The organism is Myxococcus sp. AM011, assembly GCF_013372595.1.
Taxonomy (GTDB): domain Bacteria; phylum Myxococcota; class Myxococcia; order Myxococcales; family Myxococcaceae; genus Myxococcus; species Myxococcus eversor.
This window is the reverse complement of sequence record NZ_JABXEM010000028.1, coordinates 20,033-42,249: the sequence shown is the minus strand read 5'-3', so window position 1 is coordinate 42,249 and position 22,217 is coordinate 20,033. Positions and strand designations below refer to the sequence as shown.

Genomic DNA, 22,217 nt, shown 5'->3' with positions numbered 1-22,217 from the left:
ATGGCCGAGCGCACCTACCGAATCCACGTCGCCGCGGAGCTGTCAGGGGTTCGGGTGGAGCTCATCCGGGCCTGGGAGCGTCGGTATGGCGTGCTCCAGCCCTTGCGCACGCCCGCCGGCTACCGCGTCTACACCGAGCGGGACATCGCGCTGCTCAAGCGGCTCAAGAAGCTGACGGACGAGGGCGTGGCCATCAGCGAGGCGGCGAAGCTGCTGCCTCAACTGCTCGCGCAGCTGGACGCCGTGCCCGCCGCCCCCGACGACGTCCGGGGCTCCGGCGCGGGCCTGGAGTTCTGGCGGGACGCCGCGCTGCTCGCGGCCGAGGCGTATGACCAGGGCGGCGTGTCCGCCGTGGTGGACGAGGTGCTGTCCGCGCTGCCCCCGCTCAAGGCGTTCGACGGCGTGCTGGCGCCGCTCCAGCGCGAGGTGGGCGAGCGCTGGCACTCGGGAGAGTTGAGCGTGGTGCAGGAGCACCTGGTGACGCAGGTGGTGCGCGCCCGGCTGGTGAACCTGCTGCACGCGGCGCCGGACAGCGGGCGGCGCCACGCGGTGCTGGCGTGCTTCCCGGACGAGGAGCACGAGCTGGGGCTGCTGGGCGTGGCGCTGCGCCTGCGTCACACGGGCTTCCGGGTGACGCTCCTGGGACAGCGGGTGCCCGCGTTGGATTTGGGCCGGGCGGTGGCGGAGCTGAAGCCGGAGCTGGTGGGCCTGTCCGCCGTCCACAACCGGGGCGAGGGGCCGTTCCGCGACACGCTCTCCGAGCTGATGCGGGCGCTGCCCCGGGGCGTACCCGTATGGGTGGGCGGCGCGGCGGCGGTGGCCCACTCGGACGTCGTCGTCCGACTGGGCGCGCGGCTGTTCAGCGCCGAGGACGACTGGGCGAAGGTGTTGGAGGACTAGGCGCGGGCGCCCGCTGGAGCGTCGCGATGCGGCCCGCGTCTCCGACAGCCCACACGCGCTTGCCCGTGGGCGATGCGGACACGGCGTGGAAGCCCGGGGTGCCCAGCGACGTCCAGTGCTTCGCGCCGTCCACGGACAGCTCCGAGCCGGACGGCCCCACGGTGACGAGCGTGGGCCCCGGCGCTCCTGGCAACCGCGCGACGCAGGAGCGGTAGCCCGCGGGCCTCGCGCCTGGGGGCACGCTCCACGTCTTGCCCCCGTCCCGCGTGAGGGCCAGGTTGCCGGTGGCGTCATCGTGACGCTGGTGGTTGCCGCCCACGGCGATGCCGTCGGTGTCGCTCCAGAAGAGCAGCGAGAAGACGCCGCCGCCGTCGCCCGTGGCCAGGGGCGTCGTCGCGACGCTCCACGACTTGCCTCCGTCCGTCGTGCGGAGCACGCGCGCCGCCGCGCCGCCCAGGCCGAACCACGCCTGCCTCGGGGCTCGCACGGCGATGCTGGTGCCGCTGGCCGCGAAGCCCGCCTCGCCGGGGAGCGCGGGCGGAAACGCTTCAGCGGGAAGCGGAGCCCAGGTGGCGCCGCCGTCGGAAGTGGCGATGACGAGGAAGCGGCCCTCCACCGGGTCGCTGAAGGCGAGGCCCTGCTGCTCGTCCCAGAAGGCCATCCCGTCGAAGAACGCGCCGGGCGTCGAGCTGGTGAACTGGAGCGTCCAGTGCTCGCCGCCGTCCACCGTCTTGTAGATGCGGGACTTGTCGCCCTCGCCGATGGAGAGCAGATACGCGGTGGTGTCGCTGAAGGCATCCACGTCGCGGAAGTCCAGGCCTTCAGCGCCGGGCACCGTGCCCGCCTTCCACGTCACGCCTCCGTCCGTCGTCCGGACGAAGGTCCCCTTGTCCCCGCTGGCCCAGCCCACGCGTGCGTCGACGGCGCTGACGCCTCGCAGGCGCACGGTGGTGTGGCTGTCCTGGGGCTCCCACTTCATGCCCGCGCTCCCCAGCGACAACAGCGTCGCCAGCCAGATGGCTCCCGTCATCATGCCGCGTCCTCCTCGCGGCCCGGGAGGCTAGCTCAGGGCTGGGGCCTGGTGAGTTGCTCGTTGGCGATGGAGTTGTTGAAGACGACGCTCTTGAAGAGCTGCTTGGCCTCCTGGGCGTTGTCGCAGATGGGCGAGCACTTGAAGGCGGTCGAGACGTTGTGCGGGTCCCTGCAGTCGTTGATGACGTGGCCGTTGGCGTCCTCGATGGGCTTCTGCAACGTCACGCAGCCGGCCTGCAGGTGCTTCCAGCGCCAGTGGCTCAGACACGCCGGGCCGCTGGTGTCCCAGCCCGCCTCGAACTGCATGCCCGCCGGGCCCGAGCCCTGGGTGGGAGGGGGGATGATGTTCGGCGCCAGCGAGTCCCACGGCTGGATGAGGGTGCCGTCCTGGGTGAAGGACGCGCCACCGCCGCAGTAGTCGGCGCGGGCCATGCGGGTGCAGGCCCAGTGGGCCTTCGTCACCGCGCCCGGGCTGGCGCCATCCAGCCACGGCTTGTAACCCCAGCGGTAGCACTTGGCGAGCACGCCCGGGTCGCACGCGAGCGTGAAGATTTGGGTGCTCTCCTCGCGGTCGCCCGCCTTCGAGAAGGAGCCCTCCAGGGGCACTGTCCAGGCCCAGCCCACGGCGGGGTCGGCGCCCGTCGTGCACAGGTCCACGGTCGGCCCGGTGTTGGGCCGAATCTGCAGGCGATAGAGGAAGGTGTCGCCGCTGGCGTCCCAGATGCCAGGGGACTCGGGGATGACGACGTTGGCCGCGTTGGTCGCGTCCTTGACCTCGATGACGGTGCCGTAGCCGGACGGTGACGAGCTCAGCATCCGCGCGCCGATGAGCTGCTCGCCGCGCAGGTCCTTGTACGTCACCGGGAAGCGGCCGGAGGTGGCGCGCGCCGCCACGCTCGCTGTCTGGGTCGTCGAATAGGGCCCGGTCAGCACGGTGAAGATGCCGCTCGAGGGGCAGGTGAACCTCACGGAGGGACAGCTCGAGGTGAGGCTGCACTGGAGGTCGGGCCCCGCCGAGCCCACGTCCGTGCCCAGGTAGCCGGTTCGCTCGAACTCACAGGGCTTCTCTCCCGAGCAGACGCGCAGGATGGGGCGGCCCGTGCAGCTCCCCTGTGTGCCCGCGCACTCACCACTGGAGACGGTGACCAGCGCGTTCGGCGAACAGATGCCCTGGCCCGCCACGGTGAAGCCACAGCTTCGCTCGGGTCCCGTTCCACGCGTGACGCATGGGGCGAGGCTGGGCGTGATGCCCGTCACCGACAGGGGGATTCGGGCGAACAGCTCACCCTGGAAGATTCGCAGCGTCGCGGCGCGGCGGACGCCGTCGTGCATCACGGAGGCCCCCGTGTACGAGACGGACGGGATGTGCGAACCGTGGAGCTGGGTGCCCTGGGAGTGGGAGTCGTCGTTTCCAGCGGAGAACGCCTGGGACTCCAGGGGAGACGTCGCGTCCTCGGGGGCCAGGGGCCCGCATGCGGCGAGGAGACAAAGACAGAGATTCAATGACAACAATTTCGAGATGGCGCTCATGTGAGGGGCCTCGGTTTCGTTCAATCCAGATGGGCGCCTGTAGAGCATCTCGTATGCCATGGGCACGTCCGCGCACACCTCGGGTAGAGGGTGGACGGGGCCCCGCGAAGCAGCGGAAGCCGGCGGTTCCGGCCGGCAAGGGTTGCCGGGGTCCGGCTTGGGTTGCCGCGCTACGGGCGCGGCGTGGCACAGACGCGCAGGCCGATGAGGGCCTCGCGCTGCGTGGGCTCCACGCGGTCCCGGTTGGCGGTGTGCGCGGTGAGGTCGCTCTGGTACCAGCTTCCGCCCTGCGCGGAGGGCTTGGAGGGGTCCACGCTGGAGCGGGTCCACTCCCAGACGTTGCCCGCGAGGTCGTCCACGCCGAAGGGGCTGCGTGAGCGCGGGTGGCTGCCGACCTCGTCGGGCCCGAAGCCTCCGGGCTCGCGGCCGTACGTCACGTCGTGGTTGGCGTCGTCCGGGGACAGCCAGTCACCCATGGGGTAGCGGCGGCCATCGGCGCCTCGGGCGGCGCGCTCCCACTCGTGCTCGGTGCAGATGCGGGCCCCGGGGACCTGGCCGGTGCGGTCCAGCCAGGCCACGTAGGCCTCCGAGTCCTCGAAGGAGATGGCGGACACCGGGAAGCGCAGCCAGTCCTGCTCGCGGCGACGGTCTCGCGTGTCGTAGCGCAGCCGTTCTCCATTGAGCACGCTGTAGCTGGCGGAGGCGGGGCGCAGGTTGAAGCGCCAGCGTCCGTCGGGCTCGCGCGACAGGTCCACCACGGTGAGCCGGCGGCGTGAGCCCGGCATGCGCGCGGCGCGCTCCTCGGGTGGAAGGGTCTCCAGGAAGGCGATGTACTGGCCGAACGTCACCTCGTGCCGGGCGATGAGGTAGGCGCCGGTCTCCATCTCGTGCAGGGGCGGGGAGAAGAAGAAGGCGCGGCGCAGGAACTCGCTCTCCGAGGCGCCCTGGAGGAAGCGGCCAGGAGGCACGTACACGAAGCCCTCGGGGACGGCGGAGGCTTCGGGCAGGGCGAGGTCCAGGGTGAGCGTTTCACCCGTGCGCACCATGATGGGGGCTCGCACGGGGAAGCGACCTGGAGCCTCCATCAGGAGCAGGTGAGAGCCTTCGGTCAGCTCCAACTCGCGCAGGGGCGTCTGTCCGAGGTCCTGTCCGGAGGTGTCCGGTGGCGGCGAGGTAGGGGGCCGCGCCGTGTCGCGTGCCTGGTCATGTCCTGCGGCGCTCGTGTCACCGACGGGGGCCTTCAGCAGCCGCACCCGTGCCCCAGGTGGTGAGGTGATGATGGAGATGCGCGCGGGTGTCACCAGCTTCCGCTGGCGCAGTCCGGACGTGTCGTAGGCGGCGAGGCGTGCGAGCAGTTGGGCGCGCAGTTCGGGCTGTCGTTGCCGGTCGGCCCGCACCGCGCGCTCGGCGAGCAGGTCCGCGAGCGGCTCGTTCACCCGAGGGCTTCCCGGGTCCAGCCCCCATGCCGTCTCCAGCGCGGCCTGGGCTCGCAGCGATAGGGTCTCCACCTCCTGCTCTTCCTCCTGGACGCGCGTCCACAGTGCCTCGGCGGCTTCGCGGCGCTCGGAGCCCGGCGTGTCGAAGAGGGTGAGCGACTCCTGTCGCAGCCGCTGGGCCGTCGAGTCCTTCTCGAGGGCATCGTCGCGGTGCCTTCGCGCCTCGTCCAGATGGTGCGTGATTCGGGCTTCGAGCTGCGCGCGCGACTGGACACGAGTCACAGCCACCACGGACAGGAGCGCGAGCGGCGCGGCGATGGCCACCGTCCAGCGCGCGGCCCGGCGACGACGCACCGTCTGGTGCGAGCGGGCAAGGAAGTCCTCTTGCCCCTTCCCCTCGGCGAGCACTCCGGCGGCGCTCGCCTCCGTGAGCTGGCGCTCAGCGTAGAGCAGTTCGGAAGGGCGGCCCAGGCGCTCCCACTCGGCGGCGGCGCGAGCGAGGCGGTGCCGGATGGCGCGGCGCTGTTCATCCTGGCCGAGCCAACCGCGCAGCGTGTCCCAACCCGTCAGCAGGCTCTCGTGCGCGAGCGTGTAGACACCCTCGCCGCTCTCGGCCTCGCCCGCCGTGAGGAGTCGACCGCGCACCAGTCCATCCAACACCGCGCGACCGTTGTCATCCTGAGCGCCGCGCAAGAGCTCCTCACGGGTGCGGCGCAGTCGCGTGCCCTCGGGGGTGACCAGCTCCAGCAGCAGCTCCCGCGCGCGCGGACGTTGTTCCGGGCGGAGCCTGTCCACCACCGCGTCCGCGTGACGGGCCAGCGCGCCCTCCACGCCACCGAGCGAAACCAGCGCCTCGGCGGGGATGATTCCCCGGGCGACATCGCGGGCATCCCACAGCGCTTCCAGCGCGAACTGCAACAGCGGGAGTCCACCGTCGGCGCGCGCGGCGGACGTGACGAGCGTGTCGACCAGGGCAGGGGACTCGAAGCGGATGCCCAGCGCGCGGGCGGGCCCCTCCACGGCCTCGCGCAGTCCTCGGTCGGACAGGGCGCGAACGATGTACAGCGCGCGAGGGAGCTCGTCTCCCAGCCCCGGCAGGGCCACCAGTCGCGTGAGGCAGTCACTGCGCGCGGTGGCCAGCACGCGGATGCGCGGAACGCGGTGAAGCGCCAGGGCCAGCTCCTCGGCGAACCGCGCGGCCTGGGCGGGCTCGGAGAAGGTGACGAGCTCCTCGAGCTGGTCGATGAACAGGAGCACCGGGGGAGCCCCCGAGGGACGTCGGCGCAAGGCTCGCGCGAGCGCGCCGGGTTCCTCGGTGGCGACCTGCGCGAGGAACACGTCGGCGCCCCCGTCGAGCACGGGCGCGAGCGCCTCCGCCAGCGCCTCCAAGGGCTGTCGTCCAGGAGTCCACGAGACGATGTTCCACGCGGGGCCATCGTCTCCACGTCCCGCGATGACGGGCAGCACTCCGGCGCGACACAGCGACGACTTGCCGACGCCCGAGTCTCCCGCGAGCAGCACGAAGCGCTCGCCGCGCAGCCGGTCCATCACCTCGCGCAGCTCGGCCTCGCGTCCGAAGAAGACGCCACGGTGCTCGGCCTCGAAGCTGCGCAGTCCCCGATAGGGGTTGCCGGAGGGCAGGGGGCTCGCCTGCGTCGAGTGGGCCAGCGCCTCCAGGGCCTCGCGCAGCGCGTCTCCAGACTCGAAGCGCTGCTCGGGAGCCAGGGCGAGGCAGCGGTCCACCACGGCGGCCAGGCCGGGAGGAAGGTCCAGGTCCTGCTCCACGAGCGGGCGTGGGCGCTGCTCCAGCACGGCGCGCTTGAGCTCGGACATGGGCACATTCTCGTGAGGCGCGTTGCCGGTGCACAGCTCATGGAGGAGCACGCCCAGCGCGTAGATGTCGCTGGCCCGACTGGCGGACTCACCGCGCCAGAGCTCGGGTGCGAGGTAGAGCGGCGTGCCCGGCACGGCCATCGAGACGGTCGCCGCCCCACGGTGCGCGGTGGGCACTTCATCCCAGGCCCCACCCGGAGACGACTCCTCGCGCGGACCCTCGACCTCGCCGGGGCCCGTCCGTGGCTTCGGTGAGCCGCTTCCCGCCTCGGGTGTCGAGGGCGCCGAGTCACCCGGGAAGGGCAGGGGTTGTGTCTCCGTCAGGAGCCCTCGCGCCGCGCCCTCGCCCACTGGCGACATGGGACGCGTCCGCACCTGTGCCTTCGGCGCGGCGGCTCCGCGAGCACCTGGCGTGTCATCTCCTCGTCCCGTGTCCAGCGTCGCGCGCGGTGCTTCCTGCCCCGAGTCCCGAGCGTCCCGAGCACCCACCGAAGAGCTCGTCGCGTCCGTCCACACCCGCGCGCGCGGACCGTCCTCCTCCGTCCACGACTCCGCGAGCCCGAAGTCGAGCAGCTTCACCTCGCCTTCCTCGGACAGGATGGCATTGGCGGGTTTGATATCGCGGTGCAGGACGCCGCACCGGTGCGCCGCCGCGAGCCCTCGCGCCAACCCCATCCCCAACGCCAGCACCTGCCGCCCGTCCATCGGCTTGCGCAGCGTGTCCAGCGGCTCGCCCCGGATGAGCTCGGACACCAGATACGGCTGGCCGCGCACCTCGCCCACGCGGTGGATGGCCACCACGTTGGGGTGCTGGAGCCGCGCGATCGCCCGGGCCTCCTGGAAGAACCGCGCGCGCGCCACCGCGTCCGGCAACCTCCCCGCGGGCGTCGCGATGAACTTCACCGCGACCAACCTGTCCAGCAGTGTGTCCCGCGCGAGGAAGACCTGTCCCATGGCGCCGCGCCCCAGGGGGCGGAGCACCTGGTACTCCTCGAACTCGCGGGGGGGCTCCAGCAGCCCGGATGGCTCACTCATTCCGGCGAGGTGCCTCGGCGCGCGGTGCGAGGTTGCAAGCCCAGTTGCTTCAGCTTGAACGAGAACGTCCGGATGGGCATGCCGATGAGCGCCGCCGCTCGCGTCTGCACGCCCTCCGCCGCCTCCAGCGCCTCCTGCATCCTGCGCCGCTCCAGCTCCCGAATCTCCTGCGCCAGCGACTGCCGGGGCCGCTGCGCCGCGTGCTCCGGCTCCGAGGCCACCGGCTCCACCTGCGCCACCGTCCGTCCACCCGCCATGCGCGCTGGCAGGTGATGCGGCTCCACCACATCCCCCGTCACCGCCGCCGCCACGTAGTCCATCAGGTTGCGCAGCTCGCGCACGTTGCCCGGCCACGAGTGCCGCGACAGCGCGTGCAGCGTGCCCGACGCCAGCTCCAGCCCGCCGCGCCCCAGCGCCACACAGGCCCGCTCCAGGAAGTCGCGCGCGAGCATGGGCACCTCGCGAGGCCGCTCACGCAGCGGCGGCAGCAGCACCGTGGCCGCGCCCAGCCGGAAGTACAAATCCTGCCGGAAGCGCCCCGCGGACACCTCCGCCTCCAAATCCCGATGCGTGGCGGCGACCACGCGGATGTCGATGGTCCGCTCCTTCGTGTCTCCCACGCGGGTGATGCGGCGCACCTCCAGCGCGCGCAGCAGCTTGGCCTGCGCGGACGCGGGCAGCTCGCCCACTTCATCCAGGAACACCGTCCCGCCCTGCGCGCTCTCCAGCAACCCCGCGCGCGACGTGGTGGCCCCGGTGAAGGCCCCGCGCTCGTGGCCGAACAGCTCGCTCTCCACCAGGCCTTCCGGGAGCGCGGCGCAGTTGACGGGAACGAAGGGCCCGGACGTCCGCCGAGACCAATGGTGCACCGCGAAGGCGGCGTTCTCCTTGCCCGCGCCTGTCTCCCCGCACACCAGCACCGGCAGCTCGCTGGCCGCCAGCCTGCGCAGGAGCGCGTAGAGCTGCGCCATCGCCGGGTCCGCCACCAGCACCGTGCGCTCGCCCAACGTCACCCGGGTGATGCCCTCCGCCGCCGAGGCGAAGCCCCCTGGCGCGGCCGTCCGCGCGGCCGTCCGCGCCGCGGCCACCAGCGTCTCCGCGTCACACCCATCCGACGGACACGTGGCGGCGCCCAGCCGAGCGCGAGGACTCGCGCTCAAGAGCGCCTCCACGCGCTCCCCCAGCCCCTCCTCGCCCGGCTCGCCGGAGACCTCTGGCAACAGCCACAGCAGGTGCTCTCCGTCCAGCCAGCCTGCCGCCTCCGCGGGCCCCGCGTCCGAGCCGAGCACCGCCTCCACCGCCTCGCGCTCGAACGGGGCCTGCTCGGCCAGCGCGAGCGTCAGCACCGTGAGCGGCCGGCCATAGCGCAGCGCGCGCTCCACCTCCTCGCGCAATTGCCCCATCAGCCGGTCCGCGTCGAGCGCCCGGCGCGCCGGCATGGGACGGCGCCTGGCGCGCACCACCGCCACCACCGCGCCGAAGGAGACCACGTCCCCAGACAACAGCGGCCGGGCGTCGTCGAGCGGACGGCCGTTGAGCGACGTCCCGTTCTGACTGCCCAGGTCCACCACGCGCGCGCCCTCGTCCGTCACCAGGATGCGGGCGTGACGGCGCGACACGCTCTCGTCCTTCAGCTTCAGGTCCGCCTTGTCGTCGCGGCCCACCAGCACCACGCCCTCGGCCGGCAGCGGGAAGCGCCAGGAGGACTCGCCCTCCAGCACCAGCAGATAGGCCGCGCCTGCCCCGGAGGGCTCCGAGGGAGTGCCGATGGGGCGGGTGTCGCGAGCACTGGGAGGCGGAGCGGACATCGGGCGGACGTCCATGCTGGCACGCTCGCGCCGAATCGGGCAACCCAGGGGTACCCTGGAAAAAAGCCGCCTGGGCCCCGAGCGGAGGATGCTCACTTGCGCAGCGTCATGGGCAGGCGTTCTCCGGCCCGCGAGAGGTAGACGCGCGAGGTCCGACGTCCCCCTTCGTTCCGGGGACGCACCACGGCCTGTCCGCGCAGGCCCTTCACGCGCAGGAGCGAGGTGAGCAGCTCCGCCTGGGCGTCGCCGTCATCGTGCTCCACCTCCAGCGTGCACAGGTGCGTGCGGCACTCGATTCGCGCCAGCCGCGAGCCCACGAAGTCCGGGCCCTGGAAGGATTGGGTGACGAGCGACTCGGTGGGGGCCGCCCACTGCGCGTCCCGAGGCTCCGTGTTCGCGGCGAGCTCCAGCTCCGCCTCCAGCTCGACGACACGCTCCTGGCGCTGCTGCTCTCGCGCCGCCCGCACGACCTCCTCGTCCTGAGCGGGGGCGGGGTCCTCGGCGTCCTTCGCCGTGGCCCCCTCCACCGGCTGCACCGGCGCGGTGTGGGGCTGCTGCTCCAGGCGGCCCTGATTGCGACGCAGGGCCTCCAGCTCCGCGCGCAGCGCGCGCACTTCCTGCTCCAGGTCCGCTGGAGGCCCGGCGCGGACCTCCGAGACGGTCGTCGTCGGCACGCCCGGCGTCGGCGCGTCCCCCCTCAGACTCCACGCTCCGGCGGCGGCCACGGCGGCTCCGGCCAACCCCAGGACTCCCCAGCGGACCTTGGACATGGCGGCTACTCCGAGATGTAGAAGCTGGAGAGCGCGGAGTTGTAGCCGGAGTACGGCGCCGGCAGCTCGCAGCGCAGCGCGATGAAACCGTTCACGGACGCGAACGTCGCCGGGATGCTCAGGCTGATGCTCTTGGGGTTGGCGGTATCGGCGCCGGAGGTACAGCCGGAGTCAGCGGCGATGGCCGTACCGTCGGGCTCCGTCACCGTCGCGGTGCAGCAGACGTTCTCGGTGAGGTGCGGATCTCTCGCGGTGATGAGCAGGGAGACGGTCTCGTTGAAGCCCACGGTGTTGACGTTGCGCTGCACGGGGCAGACGACCTCGAGCGCGGCGCCGGTCTGGTTGATGAGCCGGCCGCTGCGGAAGATGCTGGGGGCGCTGAAGCCCGACACGGACGTGCACAGCGCGCCCGCGTACGTCGCCGGACCTGCGACGGAAGGCAGCGCACCGAGCAGCGCGAGCGCCGCCACCGACTTCTTGAACGTGTTCTTCGTCATGGGGTTTTCCTTGTCGTGCGCGCCGCCCTCGAGATGTCGCGTCATGCGCAAACCCGGGCGGCGTGCTTGGGACAGGGAAGAGCAACGAGGATGCCAGCGCCTCGCGGTCCGCCTCCCGGGCGAAGGCGCTCGCCACTCCGGCAGGAGTTGCCGCGCGGCGCGGTTTCCGGAACGGCAACGCTTGCCGTCCCCGGCGAACCTTGCCGGGGTGGACATGACGAAGCCCCGGCCCAAGTGACGGGCGCCGGGGCTTCGGACCGCTGGGCCCAGGAAGGCCGGGGGCTACTTCGCCGCGGAGCGCAGCGCGACCTGGCTCTGCGACTGGAGCGCCGGCGGCGAGGCGTTCAGCGCGCCCAGGTACAGCCGCCCGTGGAAGCCGTCCGGCCGCGTCTCGCCGAAGAGCTGGACGCCCGGGTTCACCTTGGAGAGCTGCAGCGCCTCGTTCGTCGGGCTGATGGCGAAGACGTTGCACTCCACGTCCTCCCAGACGCTGTAGCGGCAGGAGAACTGGGTGCCGCGCTTGAAGCCGACATCCAGGGCGCGCACGGAGCTGGGCAGGGCGCGGAACACGCGCGCGCCCAGCGGCTCGAAGTCACCGTCCCAGCCGACCTTCGCGGTGCGCGCATGCACGCTGCCGGTGAGCACCAGCGTCCACGACTGGGGGCGCTTGGACTGGAAGGCGAGCAGGTTCTTGGCCATCAGCGCCTCGCGCTCGTTGCCCTGGACCTTCTCTCCGTCAATCGCGGCCAGGGCCACGTCCTTGCCGGAGGCGCGCAGGCGGCGCACCTGCTCGACGAGCCACAGCATGGCGCGGCTGCTGCGCCCGTCCTGGTATACGCGGCGCCAGAAGGCGCTCTCCGACAAGAGCTCCTGCGCGTCCTCGGACTTGCCCTCGCTGGCGAGGTAGCGCTCCAGGAGCGGCTGCTCGGAGGCGGGCACCGACAGGGCCAGCGTCGCCGGCAGCCCCTGGGCGGTGGCCTCGCACAGCATCCGCAGCGCCATGGACGGCACCTCCTGGGTGCCCAGCGGGTCGGCGACGAACAGCACCTGTCCCGCGGTCAGCAGGGGGCTCGCGCCATCGACGGGCGCGCCGCACTCCGCCGCGTTGACGGTGCCCGCCTCGCCCTGCTCACCCCAGCCCTCCATCATCATCGAGCGCATGGGCACGGGAGCGTTGCCGCCCACCAGCTCCAGCGCGGGCACCATCTCCAGTCGCTCCAGCAACTGGCGCTCGATGCCCAAATCGCGCACGCCGTGCACCATCCGGAAGCGCTCCATGCCCGGGGCGCTCGGGAACGGGTCCGCGAGCGCCACCTGCTGGCGGTGGCCCTGGGCGTTGGTCTCCGTCCGGAAGGCCTCCAGCCGTGCATCCAGGGGGTTGGAGTTCTGGTCGGAGAGCAGGTCCTTGTTCAGCGAGCCCGCCACGCGCGGTCCCTGCTCGACGACGTTCTCCATCTCGTTGTAGCGGAGGCGGAAGACGCGGACGAGCGTCTTGCGAGGCCCCAGTCGCTCGCCCTTGACGTAGTAGCGCTCGACGGTGCGCAGGTTCTGCTGGTTCCTCCCCGGCTCGTGCGCGGAGGAGAACAGCTCCAGCCCGCCGTCCTTCTCCAGCACGTCGTAGCGCTCCGACTCCAGGATGCGCCGCGCCGTCATCATCGCGTCCTCGACGGGCACCAGGTACACCGTCTCCTCGACGGGGGTCTCGAACTCGCCAGTCTCGGGGTTGATGTTCGCCCCGAGCGGCCGGGTGAGCGTGGAGCACCCCGTGAGCAGCAACCCCATCAGCAGTCCGTACCGGCGCATCCTGGCTCCCTGTCCGGGCGCGTGAAGGAGCCCGGTGCGACACTCCCAGCCAAACGCCCGGCCACCGCCGAGTATATCGCGACCTCCCGCCCGACCCGCCGCGTCGCCAGGACGGGGGGTGGAGTTGGTGCCGGTGCCAGCCCTGTAGTGAACTGCCGACCGTGCCCCCACCCCTCGCCGCTTCCACTGCGTCGTCCCAGGAACGAACGGTCGGTCCGTTTCAGCTCCTCGCCCTGGGCGTCAACGGCATCGTCGGGGTGGGCATCTTCTTCGCGCCCGCGGAGGTGGCCGCGCACGCACCGGGGATGGGCGCGGTGCTCGCCTTCGCGCTCACCGGACTGTCGCTGATTCCGGTGGCGCTGGCCTTCGCGGTGCTCGGTCGCCGCTTCGACGCGGATGGCGGGCCCGTCGTCTTCGCGCGGGCGGCGTTTGGCGAGCGCGTCGCCTTCCTCGTCGGCTGGGTGGCCTACGTCAGCGCGTTCCTGAGCACGTCCGCGGTGGTGGCGGGACTGTCGCAAGCCGTCGCGCCGTCGCTGGGGCTGGAGGGGCCGGTGGGGCAGCGCGTGCTGGCCTCCGCGCTGGTGACGGCGCTGGCGGCCATCGTCGCCTCGGGCATCCGCGTCTCCGCGCGGACGTGGACGTCGCTCACGGTGCTCAAGCTGTTGCCGCTGGCCGCGCTGCTCATCGCGTTCGCCGTGGCCACGGGGACTGGGCCGGTGGTGGCGCCGACAACGGGGCTCTCGGACGGCGCGTGGCTGCGCGCGGGGCTCACGGTGATGTTCGCGTACCAGGGCTTCGAAATCGTGCCGGTGATTGCCGGGCAGGTGCGCTCGTCGGAGCGCAGCGTGCCGATGGCCACGGTGGGCTCGCTGTTGGGCGCGGTGGTGTTGTACGTGGCGCTCGTCTGGGCGTGTGTCGCGGCGCTGCCGGAGCTGGCGTCATCCGCCGCGCCGCTCGCCTCGGCGGCGGGCGTGTGGGGCGGGACGGGGCTTGCGCGAGTGGTGACGGCGGGCACCAGCGTGTCCGCGCTGGGCATCTGCGTGGGGATGATGGTGACGACGCCGCGCTACCTGTCCGCGCTCGCGTCGGGAGGCCGGTCGCTGTTGGGGCTGGAGGGCATGTCACCCCGGGGCGTGCCCCTGCGGGCGCTGGCCGTCACGTGGGGCGCGGTGCTGCTCTTCGTCAACCTGGGGAACCTGTCGGAGCTCTTCGCGCTCTCCAGCATCGCCGTGCTGATGCAGTACGGCGTCACGGCGGCGGCGCTGGCGTGGCTCTCGTTCAAGCGTCAGCGGGGCTTGCGGCCGGTGCACGCGGTGTTGGCGGTGCCCACGCTGGGGCTCGGCCTGACGCTGGTGGCGTTCGGCGCGAGCCTCCGGGAGGCCGCCACCACCGGAGTCGCGGTGGTGGCGGGCCTGGTGCTGCTGGGGCTGTCCCGGCCGAGGGCCTAGAACTGGCTCCAGAGGTACTGGTTGGTGATTTCGTGGTGGAACTGGATTTCGGACGTCTTCACCCGGGCGCCCAACTGCTTGGGGCAGCGCTCGGCCGAGGCCGTCTTCAGCTCCGCGAACTTGGACTGCACGTTCTCACCCAGGATGTTGGCGATGAACGAGCTGCCCTTGAAGAGGCGGATGGCGTCGAAGATGTTGTCCGGCAGGAAGCGGGTGCGGCTGCGCTTGGTCTCCGCGTCCTCCTGCGGCTGCGGGCCTTCCAGGCCGGTGCGCAGCAGCGAGTAGAGCACCAGGTACGGGTTGGCGTCCGGGGCGACGGAGCGGCACTCGACGCGCGCCGAGCGCTCGTTGCCATAGGGGATGCGCACCATGGCGCCGCGGTTGTTGGCGCTGGCCTTGATCTGATTCGGGGCCTCGTAGTGCGGATCCAACCGGCGGTACGCGTTCACGCTGGAGTTGAGGACCAGGCAGATGTCGTTGGCGTTGGTGAGCAGCCGGTCGATGAAGTCCCAGCCCATCTGGCTCAGGTTGTCCTCGCCGGCCTTGTCGTAGAACAGGTTCTTGTTGTTCTTCGACAGCGACATGTTCATGTGCATGCCGTTGCCGTTGACGCCCGTCACCGGCTTCGGGAGGAAGCTGGCGGTGGTGTCCATCTGCGCGGCGACCTGGCGGCACAGGAGCTTGTAGAGCTGAATCTGGTCCGCGGAGATGAGCGCCTCGCTGTACGAGAAGTTCATCTCGAACTGGCTGGGGGCCACTTCCGGGTGGTCCTTCTCGTTCTGGAAGCCCATGGCGCGCTGGGCCTCGGCGGCCTTGTCGATGAAGGCGCGCAGCGGGTCACCGGGCAGCGAGTGGTAGTAGCCGCCGGTGGAGATGAAGTCGAACTTGCTCGTCTCGTGGTAGTGGCGCTCGGCGTCGCGGCCCTTGAAGAGGAAGCCTTCGACTTCGGGCGCGGCGTGGAAGACGGTGCCGTCCTTCTGGTACAGCGCCTCGGTGATGCGCTTGAGCTGGCCGCGCATGTCCGCGTGGTACGGGCTGCCGTCGCGCTCCAGCACTTCGCTGAACACCAGCACCTTGCCGGGGCCGAAGATGTCGGAGGGCAGCCAGTAGAAGGAGCCCCAGTCGATGTTCAGCCGCAGGTCGCTCTCCGACTGCTGGGAGAAGCCGCGGATGGAGGAGCCGTCGAAGGTGAGGTTGTCGGCGCTCTTGAGCAGGAACTTCTTGTCGTAGTCCAGCATGTGCAGCCGACCCTCGAGGTCGGTGAAGCACACGGTGACGGCCTTCAGGTTGCGCTCGTCGGTGAGGTACTTGATGCGCTCCTCACGGACCTTGTCAGTGGCCACGTGCTGGATGCGCTGCTCCTTCACCTTGAGGTTGCGCTCCTCCAGCTCGTCGTAGGGAATCTCCAGGAACGTCCGCAGCCCCTTCGTCTCCATGTTTCCGTGCCTCCAGGCCGGTGACCGCCGTCAAAAACGGCGGCAGCGAATCCGTGGGCGCAGGTATTTACATTTGGAGACCGGAAATCAAGCCTAAATTCACGCGAATGAAGGCTAAATGCTTGGTCTAAAAACGTTTAAAGCCCGCTTGGCAACACTTCGGAGGGGCTTCGGGAGGGTGGGAGTGACGCCCGGAGGACACTGGGAGGCCCCGGGAGCTTGCCTGCCCGGGAGGGCCATGGACGGGGGTGGAGCGAGGTACAGTCGGCGGCCTTCGGGGACAGGTGGAGGTGGAGGGGCAGGATGTTGGGTCCAAATGACATCAAGGAGCAGCTCAGCTTCGCGTACGTGCATGCCGTCGCGGCCCGGGCTGACTGCTCGGTAGGCGAGGATCTCCGCCCATGAGTGGCGAGCCGCTGTTTCGGCTGGGAACCCGGGTCGACGCCCTCGACGTGAGAGCCTATCTGGAGGCGCGTGGCTGGAGTCGCGTGCCTTCGCGTCGCGCCTATGCCGCCATCTACCGGAGCTCCCGCGAGCCCCTTGTGGAGGTCCAGGTCCCGCTGGACCGTGACCTCGCCGACTATGGTGACGCGATGGTCGTCATCGCGCGGCGCGTCTCGGAGTGGGAAGGGCGGTCCGTCGAATCCGTCCTGCACGACCTGCTGCAGCCACGAAGGGATTTGCCGCGCTCCGGGCTCGAAGGCGATAGCCCACGCGAGATGCAGCCCGCGCAGTTCGTGGGACAGGTCAGCGAGCTGATGGGCGCACCGGGGGAGCAGGGCGCGGTCGAAGGGCCCGTGGTCCTCCAGGTGCAAGTGGAAGACGAGTTGCTCAAGGCGCGCGTCATGCTGGGCGCGGTGGAGTACCGACAGGCCGCCGCCGCGCATCTGGATCAACGCTACGTGACGGTGCGCGGGGTTCTCCGACGAGGACCGCGCATCCATTGGATTGAAGCCGCATCGGGCTTTGGAATCGTCGGTGGCCCATCAGGAGGGGTGGCATGAGCTCGCAGTGGATTCTCGAGGAGGCGCCCGCCGCGCCGGATGCACGCATCGCGTATGGCCCGGGTCCGCACCACTTCGGGGAGCTGCGGCTTCCACCGGGCAAGGGTCGCCACCCCGTCGTCGTCGCCATCCACGGGGGCTTCTGGCGCGCGAAGTATGACCTGGCCCACCTGGGCCACCTGTGCGCCGCGCTCACCGCGAGCGGCTTCGCCACCTGGAACCTGGAGTTCCGACGCATCGGCCACGAGGGCGGTGGCTACCCCGGCACGCTGGAAGACGTCGCGCTCGGCGCGGACTTCCTGCGCACCCTCGCGGACTCCCACCCGTTGGACCTCTCCCGAGTCGTCTTCCTGGGACACTCCGCGGGCGGCCACCTCGCGCTGTGGCTCGGGGCCCGTCACCGTCTGCCGCCGGGTGTCTCCCTGCGCGGCCAGGACCCGCTGCGCCCGCGCGGCATCGTCTCGCTCGCGGGCGTGGCCGACGTGACGCGCGCCTACGAGCTGGGCTTGAGCGACAACGCCGCGGAGGCGCTCCTCGGCGGCTCTCCGCTGGAGGTGCCCCTTCGCTACCAGCGCTCCTCTCCCGCCGCGCTCCAGCCCCTGGGTGTCCCCCAGGTCCTCCTGCACGGCTCCGAGGACGACACCGTCCCCGTGGCGATGAGCGCGGACTTCAGTGCCCGGGGACGCGCGCACGGAGATGAAGTGCGCTGTGTCGTGCTGCCCGGCGCGGGCCACTTCGAAGTCGTGGACCCGCGCTCGCGCGAGTGGCCCCAGGTCGTGGACGCCGTGCGCTCGCTGCTGTGAGCGCGGTCGTCACGAGCCCCACTTGAGGCCGAGCACGCCCTGACGTCATGGGGAGCGTGCCCGGCCTCGTGTGCTAGTTCACGTCACCGAAGACGATGCCGTAGCCCACCGAGTTGGGAGTCCCGCCGTCCGGGCCTCCGGCGCCCGCCGTCATGCACGTGAAGGTGCTCGTCGCGTCGTCATACGCATACGTGTACGCGGTGGGGCAGGCCTTCTTGAGGAACGCGAGCCACGGCTGGACGTTCTGCGCCCACGCGGTGTTGTTGTTGATGCACTGCCCCTGGTTCTGCTGGTTCGGGTTGTTGCCGGCCTCCAGCGTGGTGGGCCAGAAGCTGCCCGCGGGATTGCCGGGGAACGTCGCGCAGCCGCAGCAGGCGGGGGTGTTGCCCGCGCTGGAGTTGTAGCAGGACTGGCCGAAGTTCCCCGCGCACTGGAAGAGGTTGTTCAGCGTGTCCGTCACCGTGCCCGCGGTCATCACCTGCGAGCAGTTCAGCGGGCCGTAGCTGAACGAAGACATCGCCGCGCAGAAGTCCTCATAGGACCACCAGCCGATGGACTGGCCACACGTCTGGATGAGCGGCGTCATGGTGTCGACGCCCGGGAGGAAGGCCGTGCCGCAGGTCGGCGTGCCCCCATCATCCAGGCCCGCGCAGTCGCTGTTCGACGCGCAGGTGCTGCAATAGCCGGCGTCGGGGTTGTTGGGGTTGCTGCACACCGCGTTGCCCGCGCAGTACGGCTCGGTGAGGGCGCACTTCGTCAGCGTGGGCTGGCACACGCCGCTGGTGCAGGTGGTGCCCGCTCCGCAGTCGGTGTTCGTGCCGCACGCCGGCAGGACGATGGCGCGCAGCAGGGTGGAGTAGTCGGCGGGGAGCCCCGCCGTCGTGTCGGGGGTGAATTGCCACGAGCATGCCTCCAGCGTCCCCGCGTCGGGAGTGCTCTGGGCGCTGCGTGAGCCCGCGGTTCCACAGTTGTAGGGCGAAGGCAGGGACGTGGGCGCGAAGCCGCCGTCATTCGTGGGCCCCATCTGGATGCTGACGTTCGCTCCGTTGATGACGGTGACGTCGTAGAAGTCGGAGGCGTTGGGCTGGAGGGTGAACTCCGCGGCGGCGAACGGGTTGGTGCCGCCCTTGCCGAGCGGGCATGGCAGTCCGGGTCCGTTGCCGCAGTCCGCGCTCTGGCACTTCGTTCCGTCGGGCTGGCACCCCGTGCGTCCGAAGATGCCGCCGCTCCATCCGACGACGGAACGGCACAGGCAGTTGGTCGAGCCCGCATCCTGGGAGCAGTCCTTGGTGGTGATGTCGGGTCCGTTGGCCTGCAGGCAGCGGTTGCTCTGGCATTGCGAGTCCTGGGTGCACGCCGTCATCTGGGGCTGGAGATTGGCGTAGGCGGGAGGAAGCGAGGACGGCATGCACAGCGTGGCCGTCTCCTGGGGCGTCAGCTCCAGCGCATCCAGGGGCACTCCACCATCCGTGCGCGGGTACTGGCACAGGCCCAGTGCCACGTCGCACGTCTGTCCCGTCGGGCAGGTGGTGTTGCCCGTGCCGCAGGCCTGATTCTCACCGGGGACGACCTGTTGGAAGTAGCAGGTGCCCCCGTTGGCGAGGCTGCACTCCTGCACGGTGTTGGCGCACGTCGTCCCCGTGGGGCACACGCCCTGGCCGCCCGTCGCGCAGTTGCACAGGCCCGTGGCGGAGTCGCAGCCCTCCGGGCCGCAGTCAGCGCATGCCGCCACCTGCATGGCTCCCGTGCACTGCATGGAGGGAAGGGTGACGGTGACGATGGGCGCGCTGCCGTTGCACTGGGTGCCGGGCGCCACCATGCACTGACCCGTGGTGGTGTCACACATGTTGCCGGCGTTGCAGTCGGCGGTGCTGGTACAGCCCGGGTTGTTGCACTGCTGATTCGGACCACAGTCCGTGTCGTCGGTGCAGGAGAAGGGCGGCGGTGCGGCGCCCGCTGTCTGCCCGAGCCACACCGTCTGGCTCGCCTGGTTCGTCAGGGTGAAGGGGCGGAAGCCAGGAGGGCAGGCCGCCGGTGGTGGCGTGGAGGTCACGTCGGGTCGGGGCTCCGGGCCCGATGTTCCTCGGTCCTGGTTCATCGCGAGCACCACCACGAGCGCGGCCAGGCCGAGCGACACCACGGGAACAACCAAGCGACGCGAGACCATGACGGGGGACTCCAGGGCGGGAACTGTCGAGGACCGTACTTTGCGTGAAGGCACCCACCAAGGAGTCGGGGCATCGGATGCCCGGGTGTCCCGAGACGTACCCGCTTGGGAGTGCTCCCTCATGTCGCGCATCGCGTCCGGCAGGTTTCCCGGCGCGCGGACACACGAGCCGCTGTCCTGGCGCAGCCGCGCGCACGTTTCGTCGTGGAGCACTTGCACTCGACAGCGAGCTTGATTATCACTGAACCATATGGTTCAGTTTGATTCGCGGCTCGATTTGGCCTTCGGAGCGTTGGCGGATGCCACGCGTCGGGGCGTGCTGGAGCGGCTGGGACGTGGCGAGGCGTCCATCAGCGAGCTGGCTGGGTCCTTCGACATGACCCTCACGGGCATGAAGAAGCACGTGCACGTGCTGGAAGAGGCGGGGCTGGTCTCCACCGAGAAGGTGGGGCGGGTGAGGACCTGCAAATTGGGACCGCGGCGCCTGGAGGAAGAGGCGGCGTGGATCGCCGGCTATCGGCGGATGTTGGACGCCCGGCTGGACAGCCTGGGCGAGTTCCTCGCGCGAACGAAGGATGAGGAGGAGTCATGAGCATGTCTTTGCAGCAGACGACCAGGGATGCCGTTGTCACGCAGCCGTCCGACCGGGAGATTCGCTCCGAGCGCATCTTCAATGCCTCGCGCGAGCGGGTCTGGCGAGCGATGACGGACCCGAAGCAGGTGGCGCAGTGGTGGGGCCGTGGCAACAAGCTCGTCGTCGAGCGGCTGGAAGTCGAACGCGGCGGACACTGGCGTTTCGTCGAGCACGCCGAGGACGGTGCCCACGGCTTCGAGGGACGGTTCCGCGAAGTCTCGCCGCCCGAGCGGATGGTGCAGACCTTCGAGTGGGATGGGATGCCGGGTTACGTCATCCTGAACACGACGACGCTCGAGGACCTGGGTGACGGGCGCACGAAGCTGGTGGCGACGTCGCTCTTCTACACGACGGAGGAGCGCGACGGCATGGCGTCCTCGGGTATGGAAGGGGGCCTCAACGAGAGCTACCGCGCGCTGGATGCGCTGCTGGCTCGGGAGGCGTAGCCGGCTTCACGCGGCTCGCTCGGCTCATTCCCTGGACCAGCCATAAGGTTCAGGGAATGAGCCGATCACCAGCGGCTCCGGTGCTCACGCGAGGCGTATCATGCGGGGGCTCATATCTGGGGGCTCGATGGTAACGATTCGCGCGTGGTGGGTTGCTCTGTTGTGGGCCGTGCTCCTTGGCTGTTCGACGACGTCGGAAATCGCGAGCACGGAAACCATCACGCTGCCGCGAGAGGCTGACTCCGCCGAGGATTGCGCGGGGGCGGCCGATAACGACACGGGCTGTGTCACCATCGCGTGCGCGGGAAATGTCTGCGGCGGGTATCGGTGCGAGGACGTGGCATCAGCGCCAGTCGCTCTGCGAGGCGCTACCGCTCCATCGATGACAGGTGCCAGCTCCTCGCCCCAGCGTCTTTGGGGCGCTCCGCAGGTACTCCCTGGACGGGAGGCGGTATTCGTCATCCGCTGGGAACGCCCGGAGGAACTTCCGAGCCAGAAGCAGATCAGGAAGGCGTATGAGGAGTGGGAGAAAGTCCCGAAGGAGAAGCATCACATCTTTCCCCGGGCATTCGAGTCCTACTTCGCTCAGCAGGGCATCAACATCCACGAGTACGCCATCGCCATCGATGTGAAGCGGCACAAGGAGATTCATCGCGGTGAATCAGGTGCTCCGTGGAACGCCGATTGGGAAGACCACATCCTCCGGCTCGAGGGAGCGAGCCTGTCGCCGAGGGACGCGAAGCGGAGGCACTTCGAGCATGCGGGCTACATGATCCAGAAATATCGTCTGGTCGGAATGCCCATGTCCTACTGGCAGCAGCTCGGCAAGTTGGAGCAGGTGCTGCAGGGAGTGAGTCGCTGATGCGCTACTACACGCTGAGGAACGCCATCGACCGGGAGGTGAATCACCGGCAGTGGACCATCAGCGCCAGGCGAAAGTGGGGGCTCCCAGGGGCGGCTTGCGGCAAATGCTTCGCGGAGTGGGCGACCATCTCCCTCAACTATCCGAGCGTGGACCTGTCCACGCTGCCCGAGCAGCGCGAGTTCGTGAAGGCTCGGCAGGAGCCCTGGTCGGAATACATCCGGCTCCGTGACCTCGTGCTTCCATTCATGCCCGACGGAGCTCTCGTGAGGCCGGGGGCGGGAATGGGCCCTCTAGCCGGGCAGGTGAGGGGACGGCCTCCTGCGATTGCGATGGATGCGCCGTGGAACCTCTTCGTCCAGCCAGCGGCGGTTGAGGCGCTGTCGGAAGCGCGGCTTCGAGGAATCAAGCCCGTGTCGACCGCATTGAAGATGGCCCCGGACGTACCCCCGTTGCTGGAACTGGAGTTGCTCGTGGCGGGGGACTACGCGGTCGAATGCCGTTCCATGCCAGTCGGCGAACCTTGCCCGGTGTGTGGCTCCCAGGAGATGACGCTGGTGCCCGCTCGCTGGTGGCTCGACGCGGCGACTCTCCCCGATGCGGACGTGTTCCGCTTCCGCCCCGGTCCAGGTCACATCATCGCGAGCGAGCGCTTCGTCGCCGTGCTCCAATCGCTGGGCGACACCGGCATCCAAGTGTCGGAGATTTCAGAGCCAGCGCCGAACGAGGGTGAAGCGCGGAGCCCATCAGGGAACTCCGCGCCTCGGTGACGG

The 22,217-nt window shown here is 70.4% G+C and carries 17 protein-coding genes; 8 read left to right on the top strand and 9 right to left on the bottom strand.

Going from position 1 to position 22,217, the window contains the following annotated elements; genetic code table 11:
* A complete protein-coding gene (locus HUW62_RS08320; protein WP_176434111.1) occupies positions 1–900 on the top strand; it encodes a MerR family transcriptional regulator in 900 nt (299 codons plus the stop codon).
* On the opposite strand, the gene HUW62_RS08315 is transcribed toward HUW62_RS08320, so the two are convergent.
* The 7 genes from HUW62_RS08315 to HUW62_RS08285 form a co-directional block, all read right to left on the bottom strand.
* Positions 860–1,933, bottom strand: coding sequence for an oxidoreductase (locus HUW62_RS08315; RefSeq protein WP_176434110.1), 1,074 nt, complete (start codon positions 1,931–1,933; stop codon positions 860–862). The genes HUW62_RS08320 and HUW62_RS08315 overlap by 41 nt on opposite strands.
* 32 nt (positions 1,934–1,965) lie before the next feature.
* Positions 1,966–3,462, bottom strand: a complete 1,497-nt coding sequence (locus tag HUW62_RS08310) for an ADYC domain-containing protein (RefSeq protein WP_176434109.1) — start codon at positions 3,460–3,462, stop codon at positions 1,966–1,968.
* A 170-nt stretch (positions 3,463–3,632) separates the two neighbouring features.
* The gene (locus tag HUW62_RS08305; RefSeq protein WP_176434108.1) at positions 3,633–7,766 is read right to left on the bottom strand and encodes an SUMF1/EgtB/PvdO family nonheme iron enzyme; all 4,134 of its coding nucleotides are present in this window, start codon (positions 7,764–7,766) and stop codon (positions 3,633–3,635) included.
* Positions 7,763–9,574, bottom strand: a complete 1,812-nt coding sequence (locus HUW62_RS08300) for a sigma 54-interacting transcriptional regulator (protein ID WP_176434107.1) — start codon at positions 9,572–9,574, stop codon at positions 7,763–7,765. The genes HUW62_RS08305 and HUW62_RS08300 overlap by 4 nt, the downstream gene beginning before the upstream one ends.
* 92 nt (positions 9,575–9,666) lie before the next feature.
* Positions 9,667–10,344 carry a hypothetical protein gene (locus HUW62_RS08295; RefSeq protein ID WP_176434106.1) on the bottom strand — a complete coding sequence of 226 codons (678 nt, stop codon included), beginning with the start codon at positions 10,342–10,344 and terminating at the stop codon, positions 9,667–9,669.
* Positions 10,345–10,349: 5 nt separating this feature from the next.
* The gene (locus HUW62_RS08290) at positions 10,350–10,841 is read right to left on the bottom strand and encodes a hypothetical protein (protein WP_176434105.1); all 492 of its coding nucleotides are present in this window, start codon (positions 10,839–10,841) and stop codon (positions 10,350–10,352) included.
* A gap of 282 nt (positions 10,842–11,123) precedes the next feature.
* Positions 11,124–12,644: a hypothetical protein gene (locus tag HUW62_RS08285; RefSeq protein ID WP_176434104.1), complete on the bottom strand. Its 1,521-nt coding sequence runs from the start codon at positions 12,642–12,644 to the stop codon at positions 11,124–11,126.
* Positions 12,645–12,805: 161 nt separating this feature from the next.
* Between HUW62_RS08285 and HUW62_RS08280 the strand changes: the two genes are divergently transcribed.
* Positions 12,806–14,092 carry an APC family permease gene (locus HUW62_RS08280; protein WP_176434103.1) on the top strand — a complete coding sequence of 429 codons (1,287 nt, stop codon included), beginning with the start codon at positions 12,806–12,808 and terminating at the stop codon, positions 14,090–14,092.
* Here HUW62_RS08280 and HUW62_RS08275 read toward each other — a convergent pair.
* Positions 14,089–15,528, bottom strand: coding sequence for a glutamine synthetase family protein (locus tag HUW62_RS08275; RefSeq protein WP_163862840.1), 1,440 nt, complete (start codon positions 15,526–15,528; stop codon positions 14,089–14,091). The two genes, HUW62_RS08280 and HUW62_RS08275, sit on opposite strands and share 4 nt — an antisense overlap.
* A gap of 401 nt (positions 15,529–15,929) precedes the next feature.
* Between HUW62_RS08275 and HUW62_RS08270 the strand changes: the two genes are divergently transcribed.
* Both HUW62_RS08270 and HUW62_RS08265 read left to right on the top strand, forming a co-directional pair.
* A complete protein-coding gene (locus HUW62_RS08270) occupies positions 15,930–16,532 on the top strand; it encodes a hypothetical protein (protein WP_163862838.1) in 603 nt (200 codons plus the stop codon).
* Complete coding sequence (locus HUW62_RS08265; protein WP_176434102.1) at positions 16,529–17,335, top strand: S9 family peptidase; 807 nt, start codon at positions 16,529–16,531, stop codon at positions 17,333–17,335. Before HUW62_RS08270 ends, HUW62_RS08265 begins: the two co-directional genes overlap by 4 nt.
* 73 nt (positions 17,336–17,408) lie before the next feature.
* Here HUW62_RS08265 and HUW62_RS08260 read toward each other — a convergent pair whose 3' ends face one another.
* The gene (locus HUW62_RS08260) at positions 17,409–19,502 is read right to left on the bottom strand and encodes a thaumatin family protein (protein WP_176434101.1); all 2,094 of its coding nucleotides are present in this window, start codon (positions 19,500–19,502) and stop codon (positions 17,409–17,411) included.
* 250 nt (positions 19,503–19,752) lie between these two features.
* Here HUW62_RS08260 and HUW62_RS08255 point away from each other — a divergent pair, with 250 nt between their 5' ends.
* From HUW62_RS08255 to HUW62_RS08240, 4 genes are all read left to right on the top strand, one after another.
* Positions 19,753–20,094, top strand: coding sequence for a helix-turn-helix transcriptional regulator (locus HUW62_RS08255; protein WP_163862833.1), 342 nt, complete (start codon positions 19,753–19,755; stop codon positions 20,092–20,094).
* Complete coding sequence (locus HUW62_RS08250; RefSeq protein WP_240356133.1) at positions 20,091–20,582, top strand: SRPBCC family protein; 492 nt, start codon at positions 20,091–20,093, stop codon at positions 20,580–20,582. Before HUW62_RS08255 ends, HUW62_RS08250 begins: the two co-directional genes overlap by 4 nt.
* Before the next feature lie 100 nt (positions 20,583–20,682).
* Positions 20,683–21,444: a TIGR02269 family lipoprotein gene (locus HUW62_RS08245; protein ID WP_338041900.1), complete on the top strand. Its 762-nt coding sequence runs from the start codon at positions 20,683–20,685 to the stop codon at positions 21,442–21,444.
* On the top strand, positions 21,444–22,214 hold the full coding sequence (locus HUW62_RS08240; RefSeq protein ID WP_163862829.1) for a double-CXXCG motif protein: 771 nt from the start codon (positions 21,444–21,446) through the stop codon (positions 22,212–22,214). Before HUW62_RS08245 ends, HUW62_RS08240 begins: the two co-directional genes overlap by 1 nt.
* Positions 22,215–22,217: the final 3 nt, after the last annotated feature.

Excerpts from the sequence above, each read along its gene's own strand:
- HUW62_RS08320 (WP_176434111.1), top strand. The coding sequence starts at position 1 with ATGGCCGAGCGCACCTACCGAATCCACGTCGCCGCGGAGCTGTCAGGG.
- HUW62_RS08310 (WP_176434109.1), bottom strand. The coding sequence starts at position 3,462 with ATGAGCGCCATCTCGAAATTGTTGTCATTGAATCTCTGTCTTTGTCTC.
- HUW62_RS08300 (WP_176434107.1), bottom strand. The coding sequence starts at position 9,574 with ATGTCCGCTCCGCCTCCCAGTGCTCGCGACACCCGCCCCATCGGCACT.
- HUW62_RS08290 (WP_176434105.1), bottom strand. The coding sequence starts at position 10,841 with ATGACGAAGAACACGTTCAAGAAGTCGGTGGCGGCGCTCGCGCTGCTC.
- HUW62_RS08250 (WP_240356133.1), top strand. The coding sequence starts at position 20,091 with ATGAGCATGTCTTTGCAGCAGACGACCAGGGATGCCGTTGTCACGCAG.
- HUW62_RS08315 (WP_176434110.1), bottom strand. The coding sequence starts at position 1,933 with ATGATGACGGGAGCCATCTGGCTGGCGACGCTGTTGTCGCTGGGGAGC.
- HUW62_RS08305 (WP_176434108.1), bottom strand. The coding sequence starts at position 7,766 with ATGAGTGAGCCATCCGGGCTGCTGGAGCCCCCCCGCGAGTTCGAGGAG.
- HUW62_RS08265 (WP_176434102.1), top strand. The coding sequence starts at position 16,529 with ATGAGCTCGCAGTGGATTCTCGAGGAGGCGCCCGCCGCGCCGGATGCA.
- HUW62_RS08245 (WP_338041900.1), top strand. The coding sequence starts at position 20,683 with ATGCGGGGGCTCATATCTGGGGGCTCGATGGTAACGATTCGCGCGTGG.
- HUW62_RS08260 (WP_176434101.1), bottom strand. The coding sequence starts at position 19,502 with ATGGTCTCGCGTCGCTTGGTTGTTCCCGTGGTGTCGCTCGGCCTGGCC.
- HUW62_RS08240 (WP_163862829.1), top strand. The coding sequence starts at position 21,444 with ATGCGCTACTACACGCTGAGGAACGCCATCGACCGGGAGGTGAATCAC.
- HUW62_RS08295 (WP_176434106.1), bottom strand. The coding sequence starts at position 10,344 with ATGTCCAAGGTCCGCTGGGGAGTCCTGGGGTTGGCCGGAGCCGCCGTG.
- HUW62_RS08255 (WP_163862833.1), top strand. The coding sequence starts at position 19,753 with ATGGTTCAGTTTGATTCGCGGCTCGATTTGGCCTTCGGAGCGTTGGCG.
- HUW62_RS08285 (WP_176434104.1), bottom strand. The coding sequence starts at position 12,644 with ATGCGCCGGTACGGACTGCTGATGGGGTTGCTGCTCACGGGGTGCTCC.
- HUW62_RS08275 (WP_163862840.1), bottom strand. The coding sequence starts at position 15,528 with ATGGAGACGAAGGGGCTGCGGACGTTCCTGGAGATTCCCTACGACGAG.
- HUW62_RS08270 (WP_163862838.1), top strand. The coding sequence starts at position 15,930 with ATGAGTGGCGAGCCGCTGTTTCGGCTGGGAACCCGGGTCGACGCCCTC.